Source organism: Mesonia oceanica, assembly GCF_902499555.1.
Taxonomy (GTDB): Bacteria; Bacteroidota; Bacteroidia; order Flavobacteriales; family Flavobacteriaceae; genus Mesonia; species Mesonia oceanica.
In genome coordinates, this window is the sequence record NZ_CABVMM010000006.1 from 88244 (window position 1) to 106782 (window position 18539).

The following is an 18539-nucleotide window of genomic DNA, read 5'->3' on the forward strand; positions in this document are numbered from 1 at the left end:
TTATAATTTTAGTAGCTTAAAAATAGCTAGCTATTAAATGATATGAAGTTTTTTCTTTTACCTATATTCTTATTTTCGGTACTCTCTTTTTCTCAAAAGAAGGTATTCGAATTCGGGAAAAGCGAAAAAATTTCAACACCAATTGAATTTTCTGAAAATTCCGGCTATGGTTTCGATTTTAATTCAGGTTCTCAGCTTCACTTTGAAAAGCAAGGTTTTGTAGCCGACACTTCCGTCTATTTCTCGGTAAAACTTCCCGAAGGAAATTATAAAATCAATGTCGTTTTAGGTGACAAAAATCCATCAGAAACCACCATCAAAGCAGAATCTAGAAGATTAATGCTGGCACAGGAAAAAGTTGGAGCGTATCAAGCAAAAACCTTCCGCTTTAACGTGCATTTACATCATCAAGAAATTGGAAATACTTCAGCAAAAGTCAATCTAAAACCGCGAGAATTAGATGATCTGGATTGGGATTACAAATTGACCTTAGAATTTTTGGGGCATCCCGCTGTTCAGAAAATAACGATTACTCCGGTTGATGATCTTACGACCCTATTTTTAGCAGGAGATTCCACGGTCACCAATCAGGATTTAGAACCTTGGGCTTCCTGGGGACAATTTTTACCGCTGTATGTAAATCAAAATTCCGTAGTCGCTAATTATGCAGCTTCCGGAGCTTCCTTGTCTTCGTTTAAAGCTCGAAAACGCTTAGACAAGATCTTGTCTTTGCTGAAAAAAGACGATTACCTCATTATTGAATTTGGGCATAATGATGAAAAGATTAAAGGTGAAGGTAATGGTGCTTACGGACTTTACACCGACCTCTTAACCCAATATATTGAAGCGGCACGAGCCAAAGGAGCGATTCCTATTTTGGCAACGCCTACCCAACGAAGAGCATTTAAAGATGGAAAACTACAGCCAACGCACGGTGATTTTCCCGATGCAATGCGAAAAGTTGCAGATAAAATGGAAGTTCCACTAATCGATATCACCAAAATCACCACTAAAATGTACGAAAGTTGGGGCGAAGAAATTTCCCGAAAAGCATTGGTACAATATCCTGCCAATACCTTCCCGGGACAAACCGAAAAACTGGAAGACAATACGCATTTTAACAGCTTTGGCGCTAATGAGATTTGCCTGGCATTTGTTCAAGAAATTAAAGATAAAGGTGTATCACTACAACACTATTTTAAACCGAATATTCCCACCTACAACCCCACAAAACCTAACTCCATTTCAAATTGGACAATCCCAATAAGTCCGCGTTTTGAAAGTATAAAACCTTACGGAAATTAAACAACAATGATCAAACTAAAACTTATACCCTTTCTCTTCTGTGCCTTTTTTCTTCGGAATTTATCCGCTCAGGAAACACAAAAAATAATGCTCTCCGGTCCCGATTTTGAACATCAAAAAGAATGGGATTTTAAAGTAACCGACGGTCAAAATGCCGACGAATGGGCTAAGATCGGTGTTCCCTCACAATGGGAAACCGAAGGTTTTGGAACCTACACCTACGGGCGTTGGTACAAAGAATTGAATCAGGAAGAACCCAGCAAAGAAGAAGGTTTTTACAAGTATGAATTTGAAGTTCCTCAGGAATATGAACATCAGCAGGTCATCATCAATTTCGGGGGTGCGATGACGGATACTGAAGTAAAAATCAATGGGAAACTGGCCGGCGAAAAACATCAGGGTGGCTTTTATGAATTCAGTTATGATATTTCAGATTTAATCAACTACGATAAAAAAAATCTGCTCGAAGTACACGTATGGAAGCATTCTGAAAACCATAACGTCAATCGCGCCGAACGTTATACCGATTGGTGGTTGTTTGGTGGAATTTATCGCCCCGTTTGGTTGGATATTTTACCGGAAACCCACATCCAACACGTAGCTATCGATGCCAAAGCTGACGGAAGCTTAAATGCCGATCTAGAACTGGAAAACCTTCCTAAAAACACAGAAGTTGAAATTACTTTGACTCCCGATGGTCAATCAACTTCCAGGTTCAAAAGCTTCACCGAAAAACTCGATCACAAAGCTGAAAAACAACGAGTTTCGGTTCAATTTAAAAATATCAAACCTTGGAGCCCCGAAGATCCCAACTTGTATTGGGTGCAATTCGATCTAAAGAAAAATGGAAAAGTGCTGCATTCCGTAAACAAACGAATCGGATTTAGAAGCTTAGATTTCAGGAAGCGGGACGGAATTTACGTGAACGGCACTAAAATTAAAATGAAAGGCATCAACCGCCATACCTTTTGGCCGGAATCTGGGCGAAGCACCAGTAAACGCATTAGCGTGATGGACGCCAACCTCATCAAAGATATGAATATGAATGCCGTGCGTGTTCATTATCCACCAGATACTCATTTTTTGGAAGCCTGTGATTCACTGGGACTTTTTGTACTGGATGAATTAGCGGGCTGGCAAAATGGCTACGACACCGAAACCGGAAGAAAACTGATTAAAGGAATGGTAGAGCGTGATGTGAATCATCCTTCCGTCATTATCTGGGATCAAGGTAACGAAGGCGGATGGAATGATGAACTGGATGATGATTTTGCAAAATACGATCCTCAAAACCGAATCGTCATTCATCCTTGGGCCGATTTCAACGGTTGGGATACACACCACTACCCTACTTTTCAAACCGGAGTTCATCGTTTTGGCAGCGGAGAAAATGTATTTTTCCCTACGGAAACAATGCACGGAACTTATGATAATGGAATTGGAGCCGGATTACGGGATTTTTGGGAACACTACAGCGAAAGTCCGCTTTTTGCCGGAAGCTTTCTTTGGGTATTTAGCGACGAAGCTGTATTAAGAACCGATTGGACCGGTGAACAAAAATATGATTCCAAAGGAAATTTAGCGCCCGATGGCGCTTTAGGACCTCATCGAGAAAAAGAAGGAAGTTTCTATACCCTAAAAGAAGTTTGGGCACCACTACAGTTTCAACCTCTACAAATTACAGAAACTTTTGATGGCACTTTCTTCGTAGAAAACACTTATTTATTTACCAATCTAAATGAATGCCAAATCTCCTATAAAGTGCAACAAGCTCCTAAAAATTTCTTGTATGCTAATCCGGAAGTAGAAACGGTTTATGAAGGTGATTTTGAAGTTCCCGACATTCAACCGGGAGAAACACGTCAATTAAAAATGCCGGTAAAAGAGAATTTCTTTAAAGGCGATTGGGTTGAAATTACCGCTACCGATAAACACGGAAGGGAAATTTATACATGGACTTGGAAAATTCATCATGCCGATGCACTTACTGACAAATTGATGCTGAAAGAAAAAGGAACTAAAGCCAGCGTTACCGAAAATGGAAATTCGGTAATTTTAAAAGGTGGTGAAGTTAGTCTCACGCTAGATAAAACTACCGGGGAAATCACCAAGATTAGCAATGCGAAAGCTGAACTTCCTTTTATAAATGGCCCTCGCCCTATCGGAATGAAGGCTGAAGTAAAAAAAGTGGAAATTAACAAAGAAAATGCGGAAGCAGTCGTATTCTATAATGGAGGAATACATACCATCAAATGGACCATTACTAACGACGGAAGAATACATCTAGAAGCGATTATGCTAAAAAATTCAGGACGCAATAGTGGTTTTGACGGTGCGTTTTATCAGGGAGAAATTGATAAATTCGGACTCACCTTTGATTTTCCTGAAGAGATCGTAGAAGGTTTTAAATGGTTTGGAAAAGGTCCGTACCGGGTTTGGAAAAACCGACTGGACGGCGTAGAATACAATGTTTGGGATAAAGACTATAACAATACCATTACTGGGGAAAGCTTTGAAAATTTAATTTATCCTGAATTTAAAGGTTATCACGCAAATTTCATCGCCGGAAAACTAAAGGCGAAAGATAAAAGCTTTCGGGTTTTTAGCGAATCTGATGAGTTATTCTTACGCTTATTTACTCCTGATGAGCCTAAAAACACAATTTCTAACGCCAAAGCACATCCCGATTTTCCGGAAGGAAATATTTCGTTTATGTATGAAATCCCAGCAATGCACTCTTTTAAACCATTATCACAACAAGGCCCCAGTAGTCAGCCCACCAACATAAGAATTAAAAATGGTGATGATGGAATTTCGATGAAGTTGTGGTTTGATTTTAGGGATTTTGGGAAGAATTGAGAAGTTAGCGGCGGCTGAGTGATTGCGACAAAGAAGCAATCGTATCGAAGCCAAAGCGGTAATTGAAGGTTGAATTTAGAAAATAGAATATAAATCTCAAAAACAACGGTCACTTCGAATGATTTTATTGCAGCGATAGCGGAAATAAAATTGTATCGAGAAGTAGTGCGGAATGAGATTTTAGAATATAGACTAAAGATTATAGAAACAAGAAACAGGAAACAATAGCCAAGACAAGCGTCATTCCGGGCCAGCCCTTTCGGCAGGCGGGCTTGATCCGGGATCTCATCATCTTGAGAATATGATGAGAAGTTAGCGGCAGCTGAGTGATTGCGACTAAGGAGCAATCGTATCGAAGCCAGAGTGGAATGAAAAAAAGTAGGGAAGTTAGAAAATAGAGAATGAACAAGAAACAAGAAGCGTCACTTCGAGTGATTTTATTGCAGCGATAGCGAAAATAAAATTGTATCGAGAAGTAATTGGAAACGAGGTCTCGATACAAATTTCAATAGTGATTGAAATTCACTCGACCTGACAAGAATTGAGAAAATAGACAATAGACGAGGGAGTCTTTATTCTGGAAACAAGAAGACATAAACGGAATGACGAAAAAATAAATGGATTTAGATTCTAAGCTCTAAAGCGAAGCAATCTAAATTCTAAAAAATAACCGCGCAAGGGATTGAAGTGGAAATCCTGCCTGTCGGCAGGCAGGGACAGATTGCGACTGTAGGAAGCAAACGGAATTGAAACAGAAAGCCCGACCCAAAAAGGATGCGCCCAAAAAACAGTAACTAAAAAAATGAAAACGATCAAATTATTTACAGCCTTAGTACTCTTTATCAGCCTCATTAGCTGTGATCAACAACCAACTGAAAAGCCTACGGTGTACATTATCGGTGATTCTACCGTGAAAAATGGCAGCGGCAAAGGTGATGGCGGACTTTGGGGCTGGGGCGATTATATGGATCAGTTGCTGGACACGACCAAAGTCCATATCCAGAATCACGCACTGGGGGGTACGAGTAGCCGAACTTTCCAAAGCAAAGGTTTGTGGGAACCGGTAAAAGATAGCTTGAAAAAAGGTGATTTTGTGTTACTACAATTTGGGCATAATGATAATGGGCCTATTAATGATGATTTTCGGGCACGCGGTACAATTAAAGGGATTGGCAACGAAAGCGAAGAGATTGATAATATGCTTACAGGCGAGCACGAAATTGTACACTCATATGGTTGGTATTTACGAAAAGTAATTAAAGATACGAAAGAAAAAGGCGCTATCCCGATAGTGATGTCGCCTATTCCACGTAACGATTGGACGGATGGAAAACTCTCCAGAAACGATGATTCCTATGGCGGCTGGGCAAAACAGGTAGCCGAAGAAGAAGGAGTTACTTTCATCGATCTGAATGAAAAAATGGTGAATGCTTTGAATCCTATAGGAGAAGAAAAAGTAACCGGAACGTATTTTTACAAACGCGATCATACGCATACTTCTGCGCGTGGTGCTGTGCTTTCGGCAAGCTTAATCGCTGAAGGTTTAGCAGAAAGTGACAATGATTTAAAAAACTATTTACTTGACGAGCCAACAACGCATTTACCGGAGAAAAAAGATATTTTTTTAATTGGTGATTCTACGGTAGCCAACAATGGCAACGATAGTATTACGGGCTGGGGCGTAGTTTTTGAAAAATATTTTGACACAACACGGGTTCGGATTCATAATAAAGCTAGAGGTGGCCGAAGCAGCCGTACTTTTCGAGCTGAAGGTTTATGGGATGCAGTGAAAGACTCACTCAGCGAAGGTGATTTTGTAATCATGCAATTCGGCCATAATGACGGCGGACATATCGACCAGCCTAAATATCGGGGTTCTATTCGCGGAATGGGTGATGAAACTCAGGTGGTCGATTTTGGAAACGATAGCACCGAAGTGGTGCATACTTATGGTTGGTATATGAAAAAATACATCGAGGAAACCCGTGAAAAAGGCGCTACTCCTATCGTGTTGAGTATGGTTCCCAGAAACATCTGGCACGGGAATAAGGTGGAACGCAACGATAAGGATTACGCCGGATTAGCCAAGCAAGCAGCAAAAGAAACCGATGCTATTTTTGTGGATTTAAACGATTCTATTGCGGTGAAGTATGAAGAACTAGGCAAAGAGAAAGTGAAAAACCTCTTCCCTAAAGATCATACACACACCAATAAAGAAGGAGCTGAAATCAACGCTTTAACCGTAGCGGAAAGTCTTGAACAGCTAAGAAATACTTACATCCGCGATTATATTTACCTGCCGGAAGAGGAGAAAAAATAAACTCATAGAGTTGAAAATAACAATGCAAAGATAAAAAGGAACTTTATCCTTTTTTTGCGCTACAGCGAAATAGATATCTAGTCAATATTTACTGGAGTAGATTTCAGATCAAGCTTGCTTTGCCGGCAGGCAGGTCTGGAATATGGCAGTTCTATTCCATGTAAAAGACTTCTTTTAATGGAATAACGACAGGAGAATGATCTTCATTCGTTTCCATTAAATCGGCCATATACGTCCACCATTTTTTCATAAGGGGATGTTGGGGTAAGGTAGCTTCTGTAGAATTGGAATTTAGTTGTTGAACGGCAAAAAGACTTAGACTTTCTTCCTCTAAAAAAATATGATAATTAGAAATGCCACTTTCTTTTAGCAAGCTTTTTAATTCAGGCCAGATTTCATCATGACGCTTTTTATATTCAGCTTCCGTTCCGGGTTTTAGTTTCATTTTAAAGGCTACTGTTTTCATTTTGATATTTGATTAATGGAAAGCTATTAAACTAACACTTGGATAAGCTCAGTGTAACAATTTACTGGTAATTAGAATACCTACAAGGTTTTGAAAACCTTGCTGGAGAAATAGAATTTTATTGCAAGGGTACATTTACTTCGTTCGCATCTTTGCTGAATTGTTCTTCGAGTGCTTGCTTCATTTTTTTGGCAATTACCGGATATTTATCAATAACTTCCTTTTCTTCGGAAGGGTCTTGTTCTATATTATATAATTCAAATTCGGTAGCACTATTGAGATGACGTGTCCTTACCAATTTCCAAGGTTTTTGAATGAAACTTTCCTGTTTATGACCACGAACGTAAATCTCATGATGCTCACTGCTTTTTTCTTTTACTACAGAAGTAAAGCTGTTGCCTTCCACTTGTTCAGGGACTTGAACTTTAGCCAATTCCAAGAATGTAGGCATGACATCTATTACACTTAAATAATTTTTATCTTTCTCCGCTTCAGCAATACCATTCCACGAGAGAATTGCCGGTACCCGAATAGCGCCTTCATAGTTACTGGTTTTATAATCCCGTAAGGGTTGATTGCTTCCCAACTGATCGTTTGGGCCATATTTACCTTCATATTGCGTTGTGGGATTCCAATTTTCTTGCGCACCATTGTCGCTCATAAATAACACGATGGTGTTTTTTCGTAATCCTAAACTGTCTAAACGATTGAGCACTTGACCAATCGCATCGTCCAGATGTGCCATAGCCGCAGCATAATCACGCCTAGATTTGTTTTTAATAAAATTGTATTTCTCTTTCCACTTCTCCGGTTCTTGCAACGGAACATGAGGGGCACTATACGCCAATTGTAAAAAGAACGGATGGGTGCCTTTTTGTTTTTCTAACCATTTTATGGCTTCTTGGGTAATTAAATCGGTGGCATGACCTTCTTCCTCAATTAATTTTCCTTGTCGGTGCCAACTGGGATCACCGTTTTTATAATGATGTGAGTATTGATCGATTTGTCCGTGTAAAAATCCGTAAGAATAATCGAACCCATAGGCTTCAGGACCACTCTCCGTGCTTAACCCCAAATGCCATTTTCCCATCAAAGCGGTTTGATAATTGGCTTTTTTTAAAGCCTGTGGCAGGGTTACGATAGTATCGGGCAAGGTCTTTTCACTTCGTCCACTGATGGGCGCGACAATTCCTATTCTACTGGCGGGCATTCCTGTGAGTAAACTCGCACGAGAAGGGGAACAGGTGGGATTCACGTAAAAACGTTCTAATTGTATTCCGTTTTGCGCTAATTGATCTAGGTGAGGCGTTTGTATTTCAGAACCATGGAAACTCATATCGTTCCACCCGGCATCATCGGCAATGATGATTAGAAAATTAGGCTTTTCGGTGAATGAAGCTTTTGAAGCCTCTTGATTCACTTCGGAAGTTTTCTTTTCATTTTTACAGGAAAAGCAGGTAATTATTAAACTACTTAAAAGTAAAACACTAAGCTGAAGATCTTTTCTTTGGTAGATCATCTTTAAGTTTATGATTTAATTTTTAAAAATCTGTTATTAGTAATATTTCCGCTGATTGCCTCATCCCGAACTTGGTTAGGGATCACATTATCTTTGATAGCTAGGAAGAGATGCCGAATCAAGTTCAGCGACGCTCTTCTTTGATCTTCTAAGTTGTTCAATCTAGAGTTCTCAAAGAGTTTTGTTTCCGCTAGCATTTCGTTACAATCACTCGATGTAACCTTCAAGATTATTTAGAAAAACTAATGCTATTCTTCTTTTTAGAATTGCTTAAAATACTTACCGTCGAAACATTTTCTTTTTGCTGAATTTCTAAAGATTTACCATTTGATTTAGCTGTAGAATAACTTCCGTGTAAACGAATTTGATAAGTTCTATCGCCTAATTTATAATTCCCCTCAGCAGGTTGAATTGTTACTTCAACCTTATCATTTTCATCATTAACTTCAATCGTCGTTAACGCATATTTTCCTTTTTGATAATCAAGACTCTTTCCATCGTCATCGTACATCGTAAAGGAAGATTTCCCATCGGGATAAATATCTAACGTAATCGTTTCTATATCTTTTTCGCCTACGTATTGAACTACTTCCTGCGTAGGAATGATAGCGCCTCCTTTTATAAAAATTGGCATTTCTTCAATCGGGCAGAGCACATTTAAATATTGTTTGCCTTCAAATTGTTCACCTGTCCAGTAATTGGTCCAATTCCCTTCGGGTAAATAAACAGTTCGGGTTTTGGCTCCTTTGGTGATTACGGGACAAATCAACATACTATCCCCAAATAGATATTGGTCGGTAATTTCATAAACATTCGGATCGTCTTGATATGCTATGACCAAGGCACGCATTAATGGCATTCCTGTGGTGTGGTTTTCATAAGCGGTGCTATATATGTAGGGGATTAAACTGTAGCGTAAATCGTCGTATTGTTTAAAAATACGTTGGGCTTCTTCTCCGTAATTCCACGGTTCTTTATAGTTGGGATGCTCCATCCCGAACAAGTGAGCAATTGGACTAAAAAATCCAAATTGGCACCATCTAATATACAATTCCGGGTCTGCTACGTGCTCGAAACCTCCCATGTTGTGACTCCAATAGCCTACTCCGGACATTCCTATATTTAGTCCGGCTTTAATAACCGGTTCAAAATACTGCCATTCGCTTGGCCAGTCTCCTGCCCAAATAAAGGGATAGCGCTGAATACCGGCATAGCCTTCCCGTGTGTGGTTCATCCCACGCATTTTATTATAGGCTTGGTATTTTTCATAAGGTGCTTTGGCATAAGCTACCGGGAATAAATTATGCAAGGATTTAATTTCTTGACCTTGTGGCCCGGTTTTGTTGCTTTCGTTGGCTTTTCTACCAAACGCACTTCCTTCATCGGTTTTAAAGAACATGGCTCCTTGTTCTGCTACGCGCATGGCTCCGTTTTCCCACCACCAATCTACAGCATCTTCATCAAAAAAGTTGACAAATTCACCTGAATTATTTGGCTCGGGATATACGTAACCAGCTTCTCTAGCCTCATCTAACAAGCGTAGTTTTTTTCCATTATCAAAACGCGGACGCACATGTAAACCAACGGCATTTAAATTAAGTGCATATAAACTATCAAACATTTTTTCGGTATTCTGAAAAGTTTCCCGCCACTCGAACGTGGTAGCCCCACTTCCTCCATTTTCCCCAAACATTCTCCAGGTAGAATCTAAATGCAGTACATCGACAGGGATTTGATATTTTCTGAATTTTTCAACTAAAGCAACGGGGTAATTGGCTGAAGTTTCTTCTTCGTGCCCCCAAGTTCCACCGCTATAAGTCCCTACATGCAATCCCATGGCAAATTTAGGGAGCATGGGCGATTTACCGGTAATGGAAGTATAGCCATCTAATATTTTTGGCAGGTTTGGACCGTAGATAAAATAATAATCTAATTCGCTATCTTCTGAAGAAAAGCTATAGGTTTCTGGATTTGATTTTCCCATATCCCAAGTGGAAGGATAAGCGGTATGGTAAAAAATTCCGTAGCCTTTGGTACTCATAAAAAAAGGAACCGGGGCATAATTGGCTTCTAACACGTTGTAAGCACCGATAATATGAGGTTTTCCCAGTCCACGACCTACATTTAAAGTCACTTCTTTGCCACGGCGATCGAGTACATCCATCCGTTCTCCAAATCCAAAGAAGTGTTCATCGGCTTGTAGTTTTTTAGTAGCTCCATAAGTTGCTGCTACAGTTTCTTGAGCGGAAACAGCATCGGCAGTTAATAAATTTCCTTGCTTATCGTAAATCAGAATTTGAAATGGGCTTTTTTGAATTTCAACGTTTAATTGATGGGTTTGAAAAGTTAGCTTATTGGGAGTTTCTTTTTGCTGAACTTGCACTTGATCCCAATCGTAATGAACAACCATATAGGGTTCATTCTCCTTAAACTCACCATCCCAAGAAGTTCTAAAACGAACGATGGAAGGCGTACAGAATTCAACTTTTACATCGGCTCCTGAAGTTTTCAGTTGAAATGTATTCTTATTTTCCTTTTCCAACTTTTGAAAATCCCCTAGTTGTTGGGCAAAAAAGCTACAAGAAATGAGTAAGCTAAAAAGTGTGAGTCCTAATTTTTTCAAACTTAATTATTTTAAAATTTTAGTGTTCGTAAATATAGGTTTTGTAAGTGCTGAATGTATCCTGCTCTATACTGTTTAAAAAGAAAAAGCCTACCAAAACTGGTAGGCGTACAGAGCTAATTCCATATAAATATTATTCATGAACAATACTATTTATATAAATTTCTATATTCAAATAATCTTTACATATGCTACTTTGCTCCAAAGCATCCGTAGGATCATTCTTATTTAAACCGTGATTGATCTCCCATTGATCTGGTATTCCATCACTATCGGTATCGTTTGGTGCAACAGCATTAGCATAATTTCCCAGTCCGTTATTAGAAAAAGGTAGATCGTCTTCGGTATATACGTATAAACCTTGCGTACCTTTCGATTCTAATTCTGTAATTATCAATTCATCAACGTCATCCTGAGCAGGAAAATTGGCTCCCGCCCGACTTATAACATACTCGTAAGATTCTTGTGCGGTGAAGTTGGGGGATGAACTTGGATAAGGGAATGGTTCACTTCTAAAATCTGTAATTCCAGGATAACCTAGCGTATCACTTTCTACCAAGTTACCATCTAATATTCCATTTTTATTATTATCAAAATAATTTCCTGACGCATATAATGAAAAAGTATCGGTACCTCTCGAAAACGGGGTAGTATCACTATCTAATGTTAGGGGTCCACCTATAAAATAATTATTAATAATGTTTGCTTCTGAAATCATTGCTGATCCTCCCATAATATAGGCTGCTCCTGAAACGCTATGTCCTTTGGGGTTATCTTTGTTCCCATAATTATAAATGACATTGTTTACATATTCGTTTTTACCTTTTACTTTAGGGTTTCTGGTTTTATTGCTGGCATAGATTGATTTTAGGATACTAATATGTCCATTTTCTGATTGAATCAGACCTCCTGCAGAATGGTTGTGACGGTGAAGTCCTTGAGCAATAATTGAATTTTGAATGGTAATGCTATCAGGTTCAAAGCCTTTTTTATCCCAATTAATAGAAAATACTTCATCTAATCCCCAAGAAATGGACATATGATCTAAAATTATATTTTTTCCGCTTGCAATTCCAGAGGCATCGGTGTTTTTAGACAATCCGCCTTTACTTCCCAATCTAATTCTTAAATACCTAGCAATGCTATTATTAGCTCCTGTAAAAGAAACTTTCTGACCGTAAAGCACTACCCCTTTTCCGGGAGCAGTTTGCCCTGCAATGGTAAGGTTTTCTGATATTCCTACCGGGGATTGAAGTTGAATAACCCCTGTTACCGCAAAAGTCACAAATCTACCCGGTTCACTCACTGCATCCCGAAAAGAGCCTGGGCCATTATCGTTCAAATTGGTGACTATGTACACTTCAGGGTTTTCAGCACTTCGAGCTCCTTTTGCATATTTACCAAAGCCTTCTGCTCCGAGAAACGCTAAGGTTTGAGCTTGATCACAATCGAAGTCTCCCTCTGAGTAATTATCGTCGCCTATAGCGCAACTTGTTAAGTTTAGAAGTAAAGCCAATAAAAATAAGTTCACTAAATTTTTCATATAAAAAGTTTTATGGTTTTCCTAAAATTATTTTAAAAAGGACTTTCTATTATCCTGTACCATACTGCCTTACTCCTTTTTATAAATTATAAGTTGTATTGCTTTATATTGGCCAACTGAATTAAAATAAATTTCGATGTTATAACACCTGCTATTTTTTGAATTTATTTTCAAGGCTTAGGGAGGTATACATTAAAAAAATATCCTGCCTTCTATGAAAACAGGATATAGGACAATTCAAAAAATTAAAAGTGGAATCTTATTTTAGTTATACCCTGGATTTTGTTGATATAAACCTTCTTTCACGGTCATTTGATTGGATGGTATGGGATAAATGATTTGATTTTCATCCATCAAATTCATTCGATCTTGTATATCTTCTACGGGTATCCAATCATTAATGGTTTCTACTACTTTTCCTGTTCTAATTAAATCGAACCAACGTTTACTTTCACAAGCAAACTCTCTTCTTTTTTCTTCTAACAGTACATCTATATCTACCGATGAGACCGGAGCTAGCCCAGCTCTGTCACGAACCATATTTACATAAGTTACTACATCTGCTTGGCTACCACTTCCTCCCATTAAAATAGCTTCTGCTTTCATCATTAAAATATCGGTGTAACGAATTACCGGGTAATTTAATCCCCAGTCAAAACGATCTTGACCTGCATAATTTAAATCGATATACTTTACATAAAATGGTGATGGATTGAAATTCCCATTTGCATCCTCGTAACCTTCTAAAATATTAAACTCATCCCGAACATCTTCTGTGGGATATTCTTCTATAAGATCTGTAGAAACTTGTTTACGGTCTTCTCCATTTGGAAAGCCTACATTATTTACTGTTAAATAACCATTGGGAACAGTAAGCGATTGATATTCTCCTCCTACTCCTAGGCCGCCCGACATGTATTGTACGTCAAAAACTATTTCTGGATTACCTTCATTAGTGTAAGAAAAAATTTCACTGTAATCATCTACAAAACCAAATGGACCGTTATTGATAATATCATTAAACAAACTAAGTGCTTCTGCATATTCGCCACTATCTAATCCAGGGCCTTCTATGCCATAAGTTGGACCTGATCTTGTTAAATAAACCAATCCTAAAAGTGCTTTAGCAGACCAAGAGGTTGCTTTTCCTTTAAAATTATTATCATAATTTTCCGGAAGTAAATCTATAGCGTCCTGAAGATCGGCAAGTATTAAATCGTAAATCTCTGGTACCGGACTCCTCCCTATTTCTAAGGTTTCTTCTGGAGTATAGGCACGATCTATTAAAGGAACTTTACCATAAAATCTTACTAAATCGAAAAAGAAAAATGCTCTTAAAAATTTAGCCTCTCCTTCCATTCTATTCCGAGTTGCTTCTTCAGGAACAGCTTCTGCATTCAAGCGTTCTAATACCGTATTAGCTCTAAATATTCCCTTGTAGTCATTATCCCAATTATCACTAACTTGTTCGTTAGTAGCTAAATTTAAATCGAAATTATTGATTTGCTCATAAGGCCTCACTCCGGTAGCTGTTACTCCATACATATTATCTGAACGCATTTCTGAAAGGTAGAATTGCATATTGGGATAAATACTTAAAGAACTATAGGTACCATTAATTGCATTTTCAAAATCATCTGTATTGGAATAGAAATTATTAGCTCCGATATCTGATATGGGTTTCTGATCTAGATCATCTTCACAAGAGATGAATAAGAAAGAAAATATAGCTATATATAATATTTTTTTCATTGCTTTTATTTTTTAAAATGTAAAGTTAAGTCCGGTTACAATTGATTTTGAAAGTGGGAAGGCTCCGTAATCATCTCCATTACTGTTTACTGCTTCCGGGTTAAATCCTCCATCATATTTATCACCACCAAACCAATTTTCTAAGGTTACGTATATTCTAATTTTCTTAAAAATGTTGCTATTTAAGGCATCAGAAGTCACGTTATAACCTAGTGTTATATTTCTAATTCTCCAGTAATCATTAGGGTACCTCCAATTGGTATTTTTAATTCTTCCGAAATTAGAATTGGCTTTCCCATCTTCCCCATTTCCAGGATTTTCAGGAGATCTCCATCGGTCTCTATGAGAGCCAAGTACATTTTCATTAAAGCCCATCCCTGTTCTATCAATGGCACGACCAAAGGTAGAATAGATATGACCTCCCCACTGACCTTGAAGTAATACAGACAGATCAAAATTCTTGTATTCAAAAGTATTGGTGATACCCCATACATATTTTGGATTGGGTTGACCTGAAAGCACTCTATCATCAGGACTAATGACCCCGTCTCCATTGGCATCTACATATTTGGGATCACCTACGGTTTGATTACCATATAAAGCCGCTCCATTGTCTATATCTTCTTGAGATAGAATTCCATCTTGCTGAACTAAATAAAGGGTATACATAGGTTGCCCAACTTGCAAAATATTATGTTGAATATCAAAAGATCCTCCAAGGATGGGTGAATTATCTGGGCCTAATTTTTTAACTTCATTCTCATTGTGACTCAAGTTAAGATTCGTTGTCCATTTAAAATCACCCGTCAAATTTCTGGTAGTAAGTTCTAATTCCCATCCTCTATTTTGAACTTCTCCTATATTTGTTGCCGCGGTTGAAAAACCAGAAGCAGTAGGAACAGGAACATTCAATAATAAATCTGAATTTGTTTTAATGTAATAATCAAACGAAGTAAAAATCCTATTGTTTAAAACACCTATGTCTGTACCAAAGTTATAGGTTTCTGACTCTTCCCAACTTAACTCCGGATTGGCTGCATTGATGGGTACTTGACCGGTGGCGAAGTTCCCATTATAGGAATAATTTGAAAAGCCAATTCTTGGAATAGCCGGATAGTTATCTGAGAAACCTCTGTTACCCGCAATCCCCCAACTTGCTCTAATTTTCAACGCTTTAAAGAAGTCTACATCGCTCATAAAGTTTTCTTTTGCTATATTCCATCCTACTGAAGCTGATGGGAATACCCCCCATTTGGTATTTTTACCGAAGTTGGAAGATCCATCACGACGAATACTGGCTGTTAATAAATATTTACCATCAAAATCATATTGTGCTCTTCCAAAATAAGAAAGTAATACCAATTTTGTTTCTTGAGTATAGGTACCACTGGCACTTATATTATTAGCACCGTTTAAGGTTTGTATAAGATCTGAACCAAAACCATCTGCTGCTGAAATTCTCTGGTTATCAAATTTAAATGTACTGTAGGAAATCCCTCCTAAAAGATTTAAGTGATGTTTACCTTTAAAAGTTGCATCATAATTAAGTGTGTTTTCATTAGCGAAATTTTGACGTTGATAAGATGAAAAATAACCGGAAGCCTGTCTACTTCTACTAACTTCAGAAGATTTAAAATATTTATATTTTGACTCTGCATTATCTAAGTTAAGTGAAGATTTTAGCGTAAGGTTTTCTAAAATATTATAGCTTCCATACACTGTGGTTAAAGTTCTATAAATTTTTTCTTCCCCTGTAGTATTTCGCACTGCAGATATAGGGCTTACATTACTCCCACCCCAAGTATAGGGCTCATTATCACCTACGTTTAGGTAAATACCATCTTCAGAAATTGGTGCTGTTGATACTGCACGGTGCAATTCTTGGTCTTTTCCTTCAACCCCTGGGTTATTTGAAATGGTATAAGAAGGAGCTATATTCACCCCAAATGAAACTTTATCACTGGCGGTTACTTCTACATTCGCTCTTGCCGAATATCTTTTATAATCTAGACCTATCGCCACACCTTCTTGATCTAAATGCTCACCGGAAATATAATAATTTACAGCATCTGTACCTCCTCTTGCTGAAAGCTGATAACTTTTTACAATTCCAGTCCTAAAAAGTTCATCTTGCCAATCGATGGCCTCTAAATTCCCGTAACCGGGTTCGGACCACCTAGGATCTTGCATGAAATTTTTATTAAATTCATTAGCACCTAAAACAGCACTGTTATTACCTTGAGCTATCTGGTAATCGTTATAAATATTTCTTCTTTCATTGATCGATTGACTTGAAGAAGCTCCCGGAATTCCTGAATTATCCCAGTTGTAATCAATCATTTCTGTCGCACGTTCTATCCATTCTTCCGTACTCAGAACATCTAGTTTTTTCACCGTTTTATTGATTCCGAAATAGGTATTTAAATTAATTTGCGGTTTGCCCGTACTTCCAGATTTTGTTTTGATAATTACCACTCCATTAGAAGCCCTGGAACCATAGATAGCCGCTGCCGCTGCATCTTTTAAAACTTGAATAGATTCAATATCATTTGGGTTTAGATTTGCTAATGGGTTTCCCGTAGAAAATCCACCACCTCTACTTTGACCGGAAGGTTCTAAAGGAAAACCATCAATTACGTACAATGGTTGATTCCCTGCTGAAATAGATCCTACCCCTCTAATTTGAATATCAAATCCTGCTCCCGGTAAACCACTGGTTTGCTTTACCCGTACTCCGGCCATTTGGCCTATTAAAGCTTGGTCTACTTTGGTAATTGGCCGTTCATCTAAATTCTCGGTACTCATCGTAGCAATAGCCGTGGTAATATCTGAACGTTTTTGATTACCATATCCCACCAAAACAACCTCATCAAGTTCAGAACTATCAGACTCCATAGTGATGGAACTAAAATCGTCTACACCCACTGTTTTCTCAATCGTTTTCGTTCCTACATACGTAAAAACAATCACATCACCTTTGGAAGCTTTTATAGAAAAGTTTCCATCAAAATCAGTTTGTGTTCCTTGATTGGTTCCTTTAATTAAAATATTCACTCCCGGTAATGGAACATCATTGGCATCCTTTACTGTTCCTGTTACTGTTTGTTCTTGCGCATACATAGAGATGGATATTAAAAATATCACACTCAACGCAATCATTTTTTGTAAGATGTGTTTCATATTATTGTTTAATTATAAAATTCACAATTATTTAACACTCAAATATATTTTGATATAAGTTTTTCAGTATCCTGTACTATACTGCTAGAAATTAAATTCAGCCTAAAACAACGCTTTTAACTCATACAAAACACTGATAAACAAAAATTTAAGCTCTGCTATTTTATTTACTAAAACAATCTACTATTAATAAATTCACAAAAAACAAACTTCATAAACCGTTAATTTAAAATTAAATCAATATCACAAGAAGTTTTCTCAAAAAAATAAAAGAAAACTATAAAATTGATAAAGACTCTTGCTGTTGGGAAGGAATTTATTTTGGGGTAAATAAAAAAATTTAATTGGCAGTAAAATAACTGAAGTACTTCTAGTAAAAGTAATCATTCTAGATTTCAGCGATAAGAAGAAGATTGTCCAGTAAATAATATTGACTGTCTACAATTTTAAATGAATAATTCCCTAACTTTCCAAAATGCGTATGAAGGAGTTTCTTGTGTGATTTCTGCCGTAGCCTGCTTAAAAAATGATAGTGTTGATTTTCGATTGAGACCGGTAGATGTGGCTATTACCGCCACTATTTCATCATTTATTCCTTCCAATTTCTCAACAGATATATCATCCAAACGAATCATCGAAACTTCGATCTCCGAAAAGAATTTAAAGCTTATTTGATGGATGAAAATAGGATTTTCCGATTTTACGACGGTAGCAGCTACTATACAATATACATTTCAGGCGGCTTTAAATAAGAGACTCCTAGATATCTGCATATCACCGGTTTTAGTACGATTCTGAAGGATTTTGCAGCCCTTGTCTAGAAGTTTTTAGATAGAGATGTTGTACTGGTTGATTGTAATTTGCTACTCCAATTAATGCAAAAAAGCAAATCTGTAGGGCAAACAGGGACTATATGCCGATTGTCAGCAAATGCTATGCTCACATAGTATGTTCACAACACCATTTAGAAAT

General features: G+C 37.7%; 10 protein-coding genes. 4 read left to right on the forward strand and 6 right to left on the reverse strand.

The window, feature by feature from the left end; translation table 11 throughout:
• Window positions 1–42 precede the first annotated feature (42 nt).
• From FVB9532_RS08550 to FVB9532_RS08560, 3 genes are all read left to right on the forward strand, one after another.
• Window positions 43–1305 (forward strand): rhamnogalacturonan acetylesterase, encoded by a 1263-nt coding sequence (locus FVB9532_RS08550; protein ID WP_150544799.1) that lies wholly within the window; start codon window positions 43–45, stop codon window positions 1303–1305.
• A gap of 87 nt (window positions 1306–1392) precedes the next feature.
• Complete coding sequence (locus tag FVB9532_RS08555) at window positions 1393–4164, forward strand: glycoside hydrolase family 2 TIM barrel-domain containing protein (RefSeq protein ID WP_228482277.1); 2772 nt, start codon at window positions 1393–1395, stop codon at window positions 4162–4164.
• Window positions 4165–4966: 802 nt separating this feature from the next.
• The gene (locus tag FVB9532_RS08560; RefSeq protein WP_150544801.1) at window positions 4967–6484 is read left to right on the forward strand and encodes a rhamnogalacturonan acetylesterase; all 1518 of its coding nucleotides are present in this window, start codon (window positions 4967–4969) and stop codon (window positions 6482–6484) included.
• 151 nt (window positions 6485–6635) lie between these two features.
• Here FVB9532_RS08560 and rhaM read toward each other — a convergent pair whose 3' ends face one another.
• From rhaM to FVB9532_RS08590, 6 genes are all read right to left on the reverse strand, one after another.
• Complete coding sequence (rhaM, locus tag FVB9532_RS08565) at window positions 6636–6950, reverse strand: L-rhamnose mutarotase (protein WP_194716515.1); 315 nt, start codon at window positions 6948–6950, stop codon at window positions 6636–6638.
• 118 nt (window positions 6951–7068) lie between these two features.
• Entirely contained in the window at window positions 7069–8469 is a 1401-nt protein-coding gene (locus FVB9532_RS08570) for a sulfatase-like hydrolase/transferase (RefSeq protein WP_150544803.1), read from the reverse strand.
• Between the two features lie 229 nt (window positions 8470–8698).
• The gene (locus FVB9532_RS08575; protein ID WP_150544804.1) at window positions 8699–11092 is read right to left on the reverse strand and encodes a glycoside hydrolase family 31 protein; all 2394 of its coding nucleotides are present in this window, start codon (window positions 11090–11092) and stop codon (window positions 8699–8701) included.
• Window positions 11093–11225: 133 nt separating this feature from the next.
• Window positions 11226–12635: a pectate lyase family protein gene (locus FVB9532_RS08580; RefSeq protein WP_150544805.1), complete on the reverse strand. Its 1410-nt coding sequence runs from the start codon at window positions 12633–12635 to the stop codon at window positions 11226–11228.
• Window positions 12636–12899: 264 nt separating this feature from the next.
• A complete protein-coding gene (locus FVB9532_RS08585) occupies window positions 12900–14387 on the reverse strand; it encodes a RagB/SusD family nutrient uptake outer membrane protein (RefSeq protein WP_150544806.1) in 1488 nt (495 codons plus the stop codon).
• A 12-nt stretch (window positions 14388–14399) separates the two neighbouring features.
• Window positions 14400–17567: a SusC/RagA family TonB-linked outer membrane protein gene (locus tag FVB9532_RS08590; protein ID WP_150544807.1), complete on the reverse strand. Its 3168-nt coding sequence runs from the start codon at window positions 17565–17567 to the stop codon at window positions 14400–14402.
• Between the two features lie 450 nt (window positions 17568–18017).
• Here FVB9532_RS08590 and FVB9532_RS08595 point away from each other — a divergent pair, with 450 nt between their 5' ends.
• Window positions 18018–18242, forward strand: a complete 225-nt coding sequence (locus tag FVB9532_RS08595; RefSeq protein WP_150544808.1) for a hypothetical protein — start codon at window positions 18018–18020, stop codon at window positions 18240–18242.
• Window positions 18243–18539 lie beyond the last annotated feature (297 nt).

What these genes read in the sequence shown, in the direction of transcription:
- FVB9532_RS08585 (WP_150544806.1), bottom strand. Translation starts at nt 14,387, where the DNA reads ATGAAAAAAATATTATATATAGCTATATTTTCTTTCTTATTCATCTCT.
- FVB9532_RS08555 (WP_228482277.1), top strand. Translation starts at nt 1,393, where the DNA reads ATGCTCTCCGGTCCCGATTTTGAACATCAAAAAGAATGGGATTTTAAA.
- FVB9532_RS08560 (WP_150544801.1), top strand. Translation starts at nt 4,967, where the DNA reads ATGAAAACGATCAAATTATTTACAGCCTTAGTACTCTTTATCAGCCTC.
- FVB9532_RS08595 (WP_150544808.1), top strand. Translation starts at nt 18,018, where the DNA reads ATGAATAATTCCCTAACTTTCCAAAATGCGTATGAAGGAGTTTCTTGT.
- rhaM (WP_194716515.1), bottom strand. Translation starts at nt 6,950, where the DNA reads ATGAAAACAGTAGCCTTTAAAATGAAACTAAAACCCGGAACGGAAGCT.
- FVB9532_RS08550 (WP_150544799.1), top strand. Translation starts at nt 43, where the DNA reads ATGAAGTTTTTTCTTTTACCTATATTCTTATTTTCGGTACTCTCTTTT.
- FVB9532_RS08580 (WP_150544805.1), bottom strand. Translation starts at nt 12,635, where the DNA reads ATGAAAAATTTAGTGAACTTATTTTTATTGGCTTTACTTCTAAACTTA.
- FVB9532_RS08590 (WP_150544807.1), bottom strand. Translation starts at nt 17,567, where the DNA reads ATGAAACACATCTTACAAAAAATGATTGCGTTGAGTGTGATATTTTTA.
- FVB9532_RS08570 (WP_150544803.1), bottom strand. Translation starts at nt 8,469, where the DNA reads ATGATCTACCAAAGAAAAGATCTTCAGCTTAGTGTTTTACTTTTAAGT.